A 12833-nucleotide genomic window follows, 5' to 3' on the forward strand; every position below is an offset into this window, starting at 1 on the left:
GGGGCCATTGGCGAGGTGGCCCCATGCTAGAGTGATCCGCGCCGTCTTCACCCCCTCGTTCAACCGATAGCTAGCCGCCCGCAGTCAATGCCCTTCACGGCCTTGCGCCCGACCTTGCTGGGTGCTCTCACACCCACTTTGGCACTGCTGCTTGGCCTGGCGCCAGACGCCCAGGCTCTGGGCCTGGGACGGCCGCAAATTCATTCTGCCCTCGGCAAACCGCTGGACGCCAGCATTCCGCTGACGCTGGCGGATGGTGAACGACTGACCGATTCCTGCGTGCGCGCCGAGGTCTCTGCTGGCGACGCACGGGTGCCGGCTGGGCTGTTGCAAATGCGTATCGAGGGTGAACCCGGCCAGCAACGCATTCGCCTGCAGAGCCTGGCGCGCATCGACGAGCCGGCCCTGCGCATCACGCTGGCTCTGGGCTGCCCGCTGCGGCTGACGCGCGAATTCAATGCTTTCGTCGACCCTGCGGCCGATGCCGCCACAGTGCCGGCACCGCCCGCGCCTGCGGCGCCGCCAGTGGTCGCCCCGCCGACGAGCGTGATGGCCGAGGCATCGCCCGCACCGGCGCCAGGCCCGGTGGTACGGCAAAAAACCCGCTCCAAGCCGCGCGCCAGTGGCCCACGCCTGGTGCTGGAACGGCCTGAGGTGCTGGTGGCCGAAGCGCCGCGGCCCGTCCAGCCTGCCGCCAGCGCGCCCGAGATGGAGCTCACGCCCGAGCTGGAAGCCCAGATCGCTCAGCTTGAGCAGACCGTGGCCCAGCTGCGCGCCGACCTGGAGGCACGGCTGCTGGCCGAAGCCGCCGCGGCCTCGGCGGTGGCCATACCGCCGGCCTCCGCACCGGCCGTGGCACCGCCGCCCGTGGCGGTGCGCAGCGCACATGCCTCGCCCTATCGCGACCCCATGACCTGGGTGCTGACGTTGGGGCTGAGCCTGCTGGCGGGCTCGGCGGCTTTCTATTTCAGCCGCTGGCGCGATCAACGGGCCCGCCGCGAGCTTGCCTATTGGCGTGCCCTGCATGCCGCCGAAGGGGCCGGCCTGCCGGCGGTGGTGCCACAGCACTCGCCGGGCATGGCGCCGCCTGTCGTCGGCCAGGCCGCGGCGCTGCCGGACGAAGGCCAGCACCAGGTCACGCGGCCACAGCCTCGACCGATGGCGTGGCCGCCGGCGCCCATTGCATCACCGCCACCACCCGCTGTCGCACCGCCCGCGATGGACATGCAGGCGACCATGCGTCTGCCGGTCCAGGCCGCGGCCGCGCCGGTGCTGTCCAACGAGCTGACCGTGGCGGACGAGCTGCTGGACCTGCAGCAACAGGTCGATTTCCTGCAGCTGCTCGGCCAGCAAGAAGCGGCGGCCGACCTGCTGGCCACGCGGTTGGCGCGTGGCAATGCCGGCGCCATGCCCTATCTGATGCTGATGGAGCTCTGCCAGCAGCGCGGTGAGCCCGAGGTATTCGCTGAGCTAGTCAAGCAGTTCGAGCAGCGTTTCCGGGTGCTGGCGCCGCAGTGGTCGCAGAGCCTGGCGCGTGGCCGCAGCCTGGATGCCAGCCCCAGCGTCATCGCTCATCTGCAGGTCGTCTGGCCTGAACCGGGCACCGCTTTGCAGATGCTGCAGGACCTGCTCGCCCGCGGCGGCGGACCGGGCGTGCCGAGCTTCGAGCTGCCCGCCTACCGCGATCTGCTGACCCTCTACAGCGTGGCGCGCGATCTCTTCGAGGCCGGCCTGCGCGGTGAGGAGGTGGACCTGATGCTGCCGATCGACTCCAGCTTCGGCCGCCAATCCTGAGGCCTGAGGCCTCATGCCTGCCAGCTTGCATGCTGGCAGTCCTTCATCGGGCGTCAAACAGGCCGCAGGGCCTGTTCTCGGTCCCAACTCAGATCCCGAAGTCGGTCGAGTCGCCGTTCATGGCCTTCTCGATGAGCTTGCGTGACAGTCGTTCGGACAGCAGCTCAGCAAAGGCGTACACGTAGTTGCGCAGATAGGCGCCGCGTTTGAAGGCGATGCGCGTCACGTTGCTGCCCAGCAGCGTGCCCAGCGGCCGCGCGACCAAGTCGCTGTTGGCGGGCTCCTCGCGCATGGCCATTTCGGCCACGATACCCACGCCCATGCCCAGGCGCACATAGGTTTTGATGACGTCGGAGTCGATGGCCTCCAGCACCACATTGGGCGTCAGATGACGCGAGGCGAAGGCCTTGTCGACGCGGGTGCGGCCCGTGAAGCTGGGGTGGTAGGACACCAGCGGCTCGCCAGCGAGCTGTTCCAGGCTGACGCGCTCGACGCTGGCCAGCGGATGGTCGCGCGGCACGACCATGACGTGCTGCCACTCATAGCAGGGCAGGGTGACAAGCTCCGGGTACTGGGCCAGGGACTCGGTGGCCAGCCCCAGGTCGGCGGTCTCGTCGAGCAGCATCTTGGCGACCTGGTCCGGGCTGCCCTGGTGCAGGCTGATGCGCAGCTGCGGCAGGTTCTTGCGCAGCTGGGCCACCGGCGCAGGCAGCACGTAGCGGGCCTGGGTGTGGGTCGTCGCGATGGAGAAGGTGCCGCTGTCCTGGCGCGAATACTCCTCGCCGATGCGCTTCAGATTGCCGACTTCGCGCAGGATGATCTCGATGCAGGCCAGCACCTGCTGGCCGGGCTCGGTGATGCGGCGCAGCCGCTTGCCGTGGCGCGAGAAGATGTCCACGCCTAACTCCTCCTCGAGCTCGAGGATGGCCTTGGACACGCCCGGCTGGGAGGTGAACAGCGCCTTGGCTGTCTCGGTCAGGTTGAGGTTGCGGCGGGCCGCTTCCTGGACGAAGCGGAATTGATGCAGGTTCATTCGAGTATTGCCAGGCAGGCCAGGCTGATGGCGTTGAGCACGGCTTCCTGTTCACCCAGCGGCGCATGGAGCAGCCATTGAATGGCGTCGCCATGGCGCTCGCGCAGGCGGTCGAGCAGGGGCGGGATGTCACGGCGCACATGGCCACCGGTGCCGAGGAAGAGCGGCAGCACATGGACGCGTGTGCAGCCGGCCGCGGCCAGCTGCTCGGCCGCTTCCTCGATGCCGGGCGACATGAACTCAAGGTAAGCCATCGCCAACGGCGTGCCGGGACGCGCGGCGCGCAGCCGCTCGGCAATGGTCTCGAAGGGCCGCGCCCAGGCCGGATCGCGGGCGCCATGGGCGAAGAGCAGCAGGCCTTCCATCAGCGTCCGCACGGCCGCCCGAAGGACGCTGGCGCCCCCTCGGGGGGCTGAGCCCGCGCACGCAGCGTCCGGTGGACGCTGCGTGGCTGGCGAAGAGCCGGGCCACTGGCCTGGCGCGGCCTGCAAGGCAGGGCACGAAGTGACCGTGGGGGCTTCATCAGCGGTATCTGACGAGCCAGGTGAAGGCCGCCATCGACAACCCGAGGTAGAGCAGGCTGGGCGTTGCCGCGACGACCCAGGGTGTCCAGTTCTTCAGCAGGCCCAGATGGCCGGTCACGTTGTTCAGCAGCACGAAGCTGATACCCAGCATGATGCCGCCGAAGACCTTGATGCTGATGCCGCCCGAGCGCCCATGCAGGTAGGCAAAAGGCAGGGCCAGGGCCACCATGACGAAGCAGGCAAACGGATAGAAGGCCTTGCGCCAGAACTGGATGTTGTGCGCCTGGGCCGACTGCTCCTGGGCCGACAGATGCTTGGTATAGCGGTAGAGCTCCAGCGTCGACATGGACATGGCCGGCAGCACGGCCGCGGCGATGACGCCGGCGTGCAGGGAACTCTGCCAGTCGAGCTTGTCGAGCTGCTGCTCGCTGATGACGACGTCGCCGACGCTGCCGCTGGCCGTCGCCGTGCCGGGGTTCCAGACCGTGCGCTTGACCGCCTGCAGATGCCACATGCCCTGAGCGTCGACGTCGACCTTTTCCGCTTCGGTGCGCGACATCAGCCGGCCTTCGGCGTCGAACTCGAAGATGCGCACATCCTCCAGTTCGCCGCCGCCGCCAACGCGGCCAACCTTGACTGAATAGCTGCGCTCCCGACCATCGATATTCTGGTGGTCCTTCAGCCAGGCGCCGCGCTTGGCCGGGTTGCTGTCGTGCACGAAGCGGGCGCGCATCTCGTCCCCCTCGCGTTCGAAGCGCGGCGCCACGTAGTCGCCGACGAAGAAGGTGAGCGCCGCGAACGCGGCGGCCAGGCCGGCCAGCAGGGCCAGGGCCCGCGCGGGACCGAGGCCACCAGTGCGCAGGATGGTGAACTCGCTGCTCTGCGCCAGTCGGGCCAGGGCGACGATGGCGCCGATCAGCACGGCGATGGGGAATAGCTCGTAGAAGTGGCCAGGCAGCTCCATCGCTGCGAGCACGGCGGCCTTGCCCGCACCCGCGCCGACGCGGGTCATGCGCTCGATCTCGTCGACGAAGTCGATAAAGAAGAACAGCGACAGGAAGGCCAGCGCGACCATCAGCACCGAACCGGCGATGTCCTTGTAGAGCAGGGCGCGGACGGTCCTCATGCCATCGCCTCTTTGCTTACGCGGCGGCGCAGGCAGAAGCGGTTGGCGTTGTCGCGCAGCCAGATGACGGCCAGGGCCAGGAACAGGGCACTGCCATGCACGGTCAGCAGGCCGCGGGGCAGGCTGGTGCGACCGTTGCCTACCCAGGACTGCGACAGGTTGATGAGATTGAAGTAGATGACGAAGGCCAGTAGCGCAAACAGCAGATTCCAGTTGCTGGCGCGGCGCGGGTTGGATGCCGACAGGCCGACGCCGAGCAGGGCCATGTTGAAGCCGGCGAGGATCATGCCGAAGCGCCAGGCCAGCTCGCCCTGGTTCTTGGGCGTGGGCAGGCGCAGCAGGTCCAACGTCGCCATGGCCTTGGGCGGCAGCTGGTTGGCATTGGCCAGCACCTGCGGGTCGGTCATCACCTTGTACTGCTCGAAGCGTGCCAGGCTTTTCTCGCCGGTCTTGAGCTGGCTCTCGTTGCGCTGGCCGTGATCCAGCACGAGGAAGCGGTCATCGCCTTCCATCTCGAGATGGCCGCGGGCCGAGGTCGTCACCGACTCGCGTTCGTTCTGGTTGGCGAGGATGAAGACATTGCGGCCGGTGGCGGCGTTGTCGCCGTCGCGTTCGATGAAGAAGACGCGGCTGCCGTCGCGCGAGGTCTGGAACTGGCCCGGCGCCACGCGCGAGAGGTCGCCGCGCTTCTGATAGCGGTCCCGCAATTCGGCGCTGTTCTGGTTGCCCCAGGGCCAGACCAGCAGCTCGAGCACGATGACGCCGAGCAGCACCGGCCAGGCCATGCGCAGCACCGGGCGCACGAAGCGCGACAGCGGCACGCCGCTGGCAAACCAGATCGTCATTTCCGACTCGCGATAGGAGCGGCTGAGCGTGATGACGACGGCAACGAACAGCGACAGGATGAGCATGGTCGCGAGGTGGGCGATGGTCGCGTAGCCCATCAACAGCACGACGTCCTGAGGCGCCACATTGCCCCCCGCGGCCTGGCCCAGCGTGCGGATCAGCGTCGACGTCAACATGATGGTCAGGATGACCACCAGCGTGACGCCGAAGCTCTTGGCCAGCTCGGATCGCGTGGATGAATCGAATAACATCAAAAGTACTTCTACCTACTTCTGGTCATTATGGACTTCAAGATTCAAACCGCTGAGCTCGATGGGCTCGCGGGCGCCGGTGCCGACGCCCTGGTCGTCGTGCTCGGCGGTGAGGCGCTGCCCAAGGGCCTGGATGCAGTGGTTGCCCGTCATGCGCAGGCGGCCATCAAGCTCGGCGACTTCGCGCTGAAAGGTGGCCAGGCACTCACGCTGACCCACGCCGAAGGGGTCAAGGCGCCTCGCCTTGTCCTCGTCGCCAGCGGCAAGACGACGTTGGCTGCCGCGCGCGCCGCATTGGCTGCAGGCCTGGCGCAGATCAAATCCCGTGGCGTGGTCAGCGCGGCTGTCGCGTTTGTTGGTTTCGACGCCGGCAACGTCGAATTGCTGGCCGAACAGACCGCCCTCGCGGCCACGGATGCGGTCTATGTCTACCGCCACACCAAGCCCAGTGCGCCGGCAGCCCCCAAGCTGGCCAGGCTTGCCCTGCTGGTCGGCAAGGCTGACATCAAGACGGCCAAGGCCGGCCTGGCTCGTGGCGAAGCCATTGCCGCCGGCGTCGAACTGGCGCGCGAATGCGCCAACCGCCCGGCCAACTTCGCGACGCCGACCTATCTCGGTGAGGTCGTGCAGGGCCTGGGCAAGGCCCATGGCCTGAAGGTCGAGGTGCTGGACAAGAAGGCCGTCGAGAAACTCGGCATGGGCAGCTTCCTGTCCGTCGCCCAGGGTTCGGACGAGCCGCTGCGCTTCATCGTTGCCCGCTATGAAGGCGCGGCCAAGACGGTGGCGCCCGTCGTGCTGGTGGGCAAGGGCATCACCTTCGACACCGGCGGCATCTCGCTCAAGCCCGGTGCCGAGATGGACGAGATGAAATTCGACATGGGCGGCGCGGCCAGCGTCATCGGCACGCTGCGCGCCATCGCCGAACTCAAGCCCAAGCTCAATCTGGTCATGATCGTCGCTGCCTGCGAGAACATGCCCAGCGGCCGCGCGATCAAGCCGGGCGACGTCGTCACGTCGATGTCCGGCCAGACCATCGAGATCCTGAACACCGACGCCGAAGGCCGCCTCATCCTGTGCGATGCGCTGACCTATGCGGAGCGCTTCAAGCCCGCGGTCGTCGTGGACGTGGCGACGCTGACCGGCGCCTGCGTCATCGCGCTGGGCGGCGTGCGCAGCGGCATGTACGCCAGCGACGACGAACTGGCCGCTTCGCTGACCGCAGCGGGCGACGCGGCCCTCGACCCTTGCTGGCGCATGCCGCTGGACGACGAGTACGCCGAAGGCCTGAAGAGCAACTTCGCCGACGTGCCCAATATCGCCGGCCGCGCGGGCGGCTCGATCACGGCGGCCAAGTTCCTGCAGCGTTTCACCAGCAAATACCGCTGGGGCCATCTCGACATCGCCGGCACGGCATGGAAGGGCGGCGCTGCCAAGGGCTCGACCGGCCGGCCGGTGGGCCTGTTGACGCACTTCGTGTTGAGTCACGCGAAGTAAGTGACCCAGCAGGTCAGTTTCTACAGCGACGCGGCGGACCCGCTGCACTTTGCCTGCCGCTTGATCCGCCGCGCCCTCGCGTCGGGCAAGCCGGTGGGTGTCTGCGTGGGGGCGGCGCAGGCAACTCGTCTAGACGAGTTGCTGTGGAGCTTCGACGCGGCGGATTTCATCCCGCATCGGCGTTGGGACGGCGCCACGGCGCCCGCGCCGGGCGAGGTCCTCTTGGTTGATGACGCGGCGCGTCTGCCACACCGCGGATTGCTGTTGAACCTGCGCGACGGCATGCCTTCGGATGCGCTTGCATTTGAACGCGTGCTGGAGGTCATCGGACAGGCCCCCGAGCGCGTTCAAGCTGGGCGTGCGCGCTATCGCGTCTACCAGCAGTCGGGAGCCAAGCTGGACCACTTTTCCGCGGCGGGTTGACAACGCTGCGTCCACGCTTTCCCGAATGAGAGCCCCCCGGATTTGGGGTATGTTCAATTGGTTGAAAAATCAACGGTTCTCTGTTTGTTCCTCTCTCTTTCAAACTGGAGTTGATCCATGCAAATCAAGTTGAATATCGTGGTGGGTGCAGTTGCAGCACTGCTCAGCGGCGCTGCCATGTCGCAGGACCTGGTCGTCAAGATCGGCCACGTCGCACCGACCAGTGGCGCGATTGCCCACCTGGGCAAGGACAACGAACTGGGTGCCCGCCTCGCCATCGAGGACCTGAACGCCAAGGGCGTCATGATCGGCGGCAAGAAGGCCAAGTTCGAGTTGCTGGCTGAAGACGACGCCGGCGATCCGAAGCAAGGCACCGCTGCTGCGCAAAAGCTGGTCGACTCCAAGGTCAACGGCGTCGTGGGTCACTTGAACTCGGGCACTTCCATCCCGGCCTCCAAGGTCTACAGCGACGCCGGCATTCCGCAGATCTCGCCGTCGGCCACCAACCCCAAGTTCACCCGCAACGGCTACAAGACGACCTTCCGCGTCGTGGCTGACGACGTGCACCTGGGTGGCACGCTGGGCCGCTACGCCGCCAAGGACCTGAAGGGCAAGTCCATTGCCGTCATCGATGACCGCACGGCCTATGGCCAGGGCGTTGCCGACGAGTTCGAAAAGGGTGTCAAGGGCGCGGGCGGGAAGATCGTCGGCCGCGAATTCACCAACGACAAGGCCACGGACTTCACCGCCATCCTGACCTCCCTGAAGGGCAAGAAGCCCGACGTCGTCTTCTTCGGCGGCATGGACGCCGTGGCCGGCCCGATGCTGCGCCAGATGAAGCAGCTTGGCATCGAAGCCAAGTTCATGGGCGGCGACGGCATCTGCTCGGGCGAACTGCCCAAGCTGGCCGCTGGCACGATGGCCGATGGCCAGGTCGTCTGCGCCGAAGCCGGTGGTGTCGAGGGCGAAGCCAAGAAGTCGATGGACGACTTCAAGGCCAAGTTCAAGGCCAAGTTCAACGTCGATGTGCAGATCTACGCGCCGTACGTCTATGACGCCGTCAATGTGATGGCGGCTGCCATGGTCAAGGCCGGTTCGGCTGACCCGGCCAAGTACCTGCCTGTTCTGGCCAAGACGGCCGGCTACAAGGGTGTGACCGGCACCATCGCCTTCGACGAGAAGGGCGACATCAAGAACGGCGCCCTGACGCTGTTCACCTACAAGGGCGGCGCCCGCGAGCAGATCGCGGTCGTGCGCTGATTCGGATTCGCGTCCAGAACGCCCGCCTCGGCGGGCGTTTTTCATGACGAACCCGCCCTTGGCGGGTTCGTCGCTTTGAGGAGCTCCAAAATGGGATCGATCAGATTCAAGGACGACAAAGGAGTGCTCGTTGCGACAAGCCTTACGGCCGATCGTGAATACTGCCCAGAAAATAAGCAGGGCAATATTTGATTTGCTCGAAAACCGGACCTCGCCGCCGCAAGAGCGCATGAATCGGGTTTCGTCGGATTTCAATGTGACGCCTGTGCGTTTCGCACGTTTTGCAGCGGCTGGCGCCATCCCTGTCATGGTGTTGTCGCCCGCTTTCGGTTCTACTGCGGCCCGTTGTGAAAATGACCGCGGCGGAGACCTCGCGGGCTGCGGCACGACGCGGATTCAAGGGGCAAGCACCCTCTAAACGGGGGGCTTTCAAGCCAGGGGGCCAGAGGCATGATGCCGGCGCGATCAAGGGTTGGTCGGATATGTCCGTTGCGGCGTGTGGCCGAAACGGGCATTCAGAGCCGGCCGGGCGGTCTCCGAGGAGGTCTGCGCAGTCGAGGTTGTCATCGAGGTGGCGATACGGCAGGCGGTCTCCGCGCTAGGGTGAATGGAATATCGATATTGATTCGAATTCCATTGATCGGATTGCAGATGCGGGAACGCCAGTAGTAATGATCGGGGAATGCAAATGATTCGAATATTCAACCATTACCTGCATAAGCAGACCTTGCTTCAGGTCTTCTTCGATCTCGGCCTGATAGTTTTCGCCGTCATTGCGGTCGTGCTCAGCCAAGGTGAGTCGGCGCAGATGGTGCTGCCGTTCGCGGCGTCGCACGGCCTGTCACTGGCCGGTTGCATGTTCGTGATCAATTCGGCTACGGGCTTCTACCAGCATGTGCACAACCGCTCGATCACGGAGTCCTGCGCCCGGGCCCTGTTCGGGCTGCTGTTTGGCCTGCCGCTGGCCTATGCCATCTTCAGCCTGGTGCCTTCGAACACCAGCCACCGCGACATGCTGACCCTGGTTGCCATGAGCGCTGTCGCCGCAGTCATGGTGCATCGTGTCTATGCGGCCCATTCGGGTACTCAGGCACGCATGCGCAGCCGCATCCTGATCTTCGGCACCGGCATTGCGGCGCGCTCCGTCGGCAATACCTTGCGCGCCTCCGATCCGCATGCGCAGATCGTCGGTTTCTACGCCGGCCCCAACGAGGACCAGCCCGAAGTGCCGCGGGCCGAGATCATCAATGACGGCGCCAACCTGACCGAAGCTGCGCTCAAGCACAACGTCGACGAGATCGTCGTGGCCCTCAGCGAGCGCCGCGGCGGCAGCATGCCGTTGCGGCAACTGCTGGATTGCAAGCTGTCCGGCGTGCGCGTGGTGGATATCGCCACTCACTTCGAGAAGACACTGGCCCAGATCAACATCAAGCATGTCAATGCCGGTTGGCTGGTGTTTGGCGACGGCTTCAGCCAGGGCATGCTGCGCGCCGCGATCAAGCGCGTGTGCGACATCGTCTTCGCCGCGCTGATTCTGGCGGTGACCTGGCCCATCATGCTGATCACGGCCCTGGCCATCCGCTTCGAATCGCGTGGGCCGATGCTCTACCGTCAGGAGCGGGTGGGGCTGAATGGTGTGCCCTTCAACGTCATCAAGTTCCGCAGCATGCGCACCGATGCTGAAAAGGACGGCAAGCCGCGTTGGGCCACCAAGAACGACGACCGCGTGACGCGTATTGGTCGCTTCATCCGCAAGGTTCGCATCGACGAACTGCCCCAGCTCTTCAATGTGCTGTGGGGCGAGATGAGCATGGTCGGCCCGCGCCCGGAGCGCCAGTTCTTCGTCGACGAACTCATCAGCAAGATCCCCTATTACGCTGTGCGCCACAGCGTGAAGCCGGGCGTCACGGGTTGGGCCCAGGTGCGCTATGAGTACGGCTCGACCATCGAAGACTCGGTCGAGAAACTGCAGTACGACCTGTACTACGTCAAGAACCACTCGCTCTTCCTTGATCTGCTGATCATGCTGGAGACGGTGGCCGTGGTGCTGACTGGCAAGGGCGCTCGCTGAGCGCGGCGGCGCTTCGGCGTAAGCGCCGATGCCCGGACGCCAGGGGCATGCTTGAATGATGCATGTCTCTTGTCGCCGATTTGGACTCTGCCCCGGGCGCCATGATTGAGGCGCTGGCTCCCTTCCTCTCCTTGAGCAGCCTTGGCGATCTGATCTGCTGTGCGGCCTACGGGCTGTTCGCGCTCTACTTCGCGCAGCGGCTGCTGCGGGGCAGCATGCCCGTCTCCGTGCTCGCCATGGTGTTCCTGGCGGCGCTGACAGCCAGTTCGATCTGGGCCGGCCTGGCGCTGATGGATGAACTGAGGCATTGGTCCGACCGCTTGCCGACCTGGGTCGTTCCGGGCCTTGACCTGCTGCGCATCAGCTTCTGGTTTGCCTTCATGCTGATGCTGCTCCCGCCACCGCGGCGGGGCGGTGGCCTGGGTTGGTTGCGTCCGCTCGCGGTCGTCGCGGTGCTGGCGCGTCTGGTGTTGCTCCTGGTCGGCGAGAGCGTACCGGCGGAGAGCCTGGCTCGTCCCCAGGCCTTCGCCGCCTTGGGCTTGGCAGTGCTGGGCCTTGTGATGGTCGAGCAGATGCTGCGCAATGCGACCGGTGACGCGCGTTGGAATGCCAAGCCGGTCTGCCTGGGGCTGGGTGCCATCTTTGTCTTCGACCTCTTCATCGGGTCGCAGGCCGCGCTGTTCCAGCGTTTTGACGGTGACGCGATCAGCGTTCGCTCGCTGGTCCATGCCGCGGCGGTGCCGCTGCTCTATGTGGCGTCCCGCCGCTATGCCGACTGGCTCGGCAGGCTGCATGTGTCGCGGGCGGCGGTCTTCCATTCGGCGACGCTGCTACTGGTCGGCGTCTACCTGCTGATGGTGGCCGGCGTGGGCTACTACGTGCGGTACACCGGCGGCGAGTGGGGGCGGGCGCTGTCCGTAGCCCTGGTTTTCGTCGCGCTGGTGGCACTGACGCTGCTGATGGCCTCCGGGTCGATGCGTTCGCGCCTGCGTGTCTACATCAGCAAGAACTTCTTCAGCTATCGCTACGACTACCGCGAGGAGTGGCTGCGGTTCACCCAGCTCTTGTCCGGCAGCGCAGAACCCCAGCACACGGCCGAAACCGTGGTGCGCGCCCTCGCCAACCTGGTCGAAAGCCCGAGCGGCATGCTGTGGTTGCCGCGTGCCGCGGGTGGCGACTTCGTGCAGGCCGCCCGCTGGAACCTGCCCGCCGAACTGGGCAGCGAGGCGCACGATGGCCCGCTGGCGACGTTCTGGCGCGAGCGCGCCTGGATCGTCGACGTGGATGAGTGTCGTGAACGCCCTGAGGCCTACCCCGGCCTCGAATTGCCGGCCTGGCTGGCCGACGAGCCACGTTGCTGGCTGCTGGTGCCCCTGCTGGTGCGCGAAGCCTTGATCGGTTTTGCGGTATTGGGGCGGCCGCGTGTGGTTGTCGAGGTGAACTGGGAGGTGCGCGACCTGCTGCGCACGGCCGCCAGCCAGGCGTCAGGCTATCTGGACCAGGCCCAGGCCACGGAGGCGTTGCTGGAGGCGCGCAAATTCGATGCCTTCAACCGCATGTCGGCCTTCGTCGTGCACGACCTGAAGAACATCGTCACCCAGCTCTCGCTGATGATGAAGAACGCCAAGCGCCTGCGCGACAACCCTGAATTCCAGCAGGACATGCTCGATACGGTGGAGAACTCGCTGGAGAAGATGCGCCAGTTGATGCTCCAGTTGCGCGAGGGCGACAAGCCGCATGGCGTGACCAGCGGTGTCGACCTGGAGCAGATCGCCAAGCGCCTTGCGGCTGCGGCTTCCAGCAAGGGCAGGGTACTGGAATTGACGCTGCAGGGCGGTGTCAGCACGCGTGGGCATGCCGAGCGCGTGGAGCGCGTGCTTGGCCATGTCGTGCAGAACGCCTTCGATGCCACGCCCGCGAGCGGCCGGGTCTGCCTGACCCTGGATGCCCAGGGCAGCCAGGCGCGCGTTCGCGTGGAGGACAGCGGCTGCGGCATGAGCGAGGATTTCAT

Annotated in this window: 11 protein-coding genes; 7 read left to right on the plus strand and 4 right to left on the minus strand. The window is 66.1% G+C overall.

From position 1 onward, the window contains the following. Positions 1–102: 102 nt before the first annotated feature. Positions 103–1794 (plus strand): type IV pilus assembly protein FimV, encoded by a 1692-nt coding sequence (locus tag ACXJKJ_RS18845; RefSeq protein ID WP_457391591.1) that lies wholly within the window; start codon positions 103–105, stop codon positions 1792–1794. Between the two features lie 88 nt (positions 1795–1882). Here ACXJKJ_RS18845 and ACXJKJ_RS18850 read toward each other — a convergent pair whose 3' ends face one another. The 4 genes from ACXJKJ_RS18850 to lptF form a co-directional block, all read right to left on the minus strand. Then, positions 1883–2827, minus strand: coding sequence for a CysB family HTH-type transcriptional regulator (locus ACXJKJ_RS18850; protein WP_056195754.1), 945 nt, complete (start codon positions 2825–2827; stop codon positions 1883–1885). Then, the gene (locus tag ACXJKJ_RS18855; RefSeq protein WP_327082878.1) at positions 2824–3204 is read right to left on the minus strand and encodes a sirohydrochlorin chelatase; all 381 of its coding nucleotides are present in this window, start codon (positions 3202–3204) and stop codon (positions 2824–2826) included. The genes ACXJKJ_RS18850 and ACXJKJ_RS18855 overlap by 4 nt, the downstream gene beginning before the upstream one ends. A 145-nt stretch (positions 3205–3349) precedes the next feature. Then, a complete protein-coding gene (gene lptG, locus ACXJKJ_RS18860) occupies positions 3350–4477 on the minus strand; it encodes an LPS export ABC transporter permease LptG (protein ID WP_457355991.1) in 1128 nt (375 codons plus the stop codon). Beyond that, on the minus strand, positions 4474–5574 hold the full coding sequence (gene lptF, locus ACXJKJ_RS18865; protein ID WP_457355990.1) for an LPS export ABC transporter permease LptF: 1101 nt from the start codon (positions 5572–5574) through the stop codon (positions 4474–4476). Before lptF ends, lptG begins: the two co-directional genes overlap by 4 nt. Positions 5575–5604: 30 nt before the next feature. Here lptF and ACXJKJ_RS18870 point away from each other — a divergent pair, with 30 nt between their 5' ends. The 6 genes from ACXJKJ_RS18870 to prsK all read left to right on the plus strand — a co-directional run. Then, positions 5605–7068, plus strand: coding sequence for a leucyl aminopeptidase (locus ACXJKJ_RS18870; protein ID WP_457391592.1), 1464 nt, complete (start codon positions 5605–5607; stop codon positions 7066–7068). Then, a complete protein-coding gene (locus tag ACXJKJ_RS18875) occupies positions 7069–7491 on the plus strand; it encodes a DNA polymerase III subunit chi (RefSeq protein WP_457391594.1) in 423 nt (140 codons plus the stop codon). It begins immediately after the preceding gene. Between the two features lie 117 nt (positions 7492–7608). Next, positions 7609–8751, plus strand: coding sequence for a branched-chain amino acid ABC transporter substrate-binding protein (locus ACXJKJ_RS18880; protein WP_056195771.1), 1143 nt, complete (start codon positions 7609–7611; stop codon positions 8749–8751). Between the two features lie 154 nt (positions 8752–8905). Continuing rightward, positions 8906–9169, plus strand: coding sequence for a hypothetical protein (locus ACXJKJ_RS18885; RefSeq protein ID WP_457391595.1), 264 nt, complete (start codon positions 8906–8908; stop codon positions 9167–9169). A 270-nt stretch (positions 9170–9439) separates the two neighbouring features. After that, positions 9440–10822, plus strand: a complete 1383-nt coding sequence (locus ACXJKJ_RS18890; protein WP_056197181.1) for a TIGR03013 family XrtA/PEP-CTERM system glycosyltransferase — start codon at positions 9440–9442, stop codon at positions 10820–10822. A 131-nt stretch (positions 10823–10953) separates the two neighbouring features. Further along, positions 10954–12833, plus strand: a 1880-nt coding sequence (gene prsK, locus ACXJKJ_RS18895) for an XrtA/PEP-CTERM system histidine kinase PrsK (protein WP_457391596.1), incomplete at its 3' end; no start/stop codon positions are given.

This window comes from Roseateles sp. P5_E1 (assembly GCF_054049335.1).

Bases quoted from the DNA above. Each gene is read 5' to 3' on its own strand.
- ACXJKJ_RS18850 (WP_056195754.1), bottom strand. From the start codon at position 2,827: ATGAACCTGCATCAATTCCGCTTCGTCCAGGAAGCGGCCCGCCGCAAC.
- lptG (WP_457355991.1), bottom strand. From the start codon at position 4,477: ATGAGGACCGTCCGCGCCCTGCTCTACAAGGACATCGCCGGTTCGGTG.
- lptF (WP_457355990.1), bottom strand. From the start codon at position 5,574: ATGTTATTCGATTCATCCACGCGATCCGAGCTGGCCAAGAGCTTCGGC.
- ACXJKJ_RS18870 (WP_457391592.1), top strand. From the start codon at position 5,605: ATGGACTTCAAGATTCAAACCGCTGAGCTCGATGGGCTCGCGGGCGCC.
- ACXJKJ_RS18880 (WP_056195771.1), top strand. From the start codon at position 7,609: ATGCAAATCAAGTTGAATATCGTGGTGGGTGCAGTTGCAGCACTGCTC.
- ACXJKJ_RS18890 (WP_056197181.1), top strand. From the start codon at position 9,440: ATGATTCGAATATTCAACCATTACCTGCATAAGCAGACCTTGCTTCAG.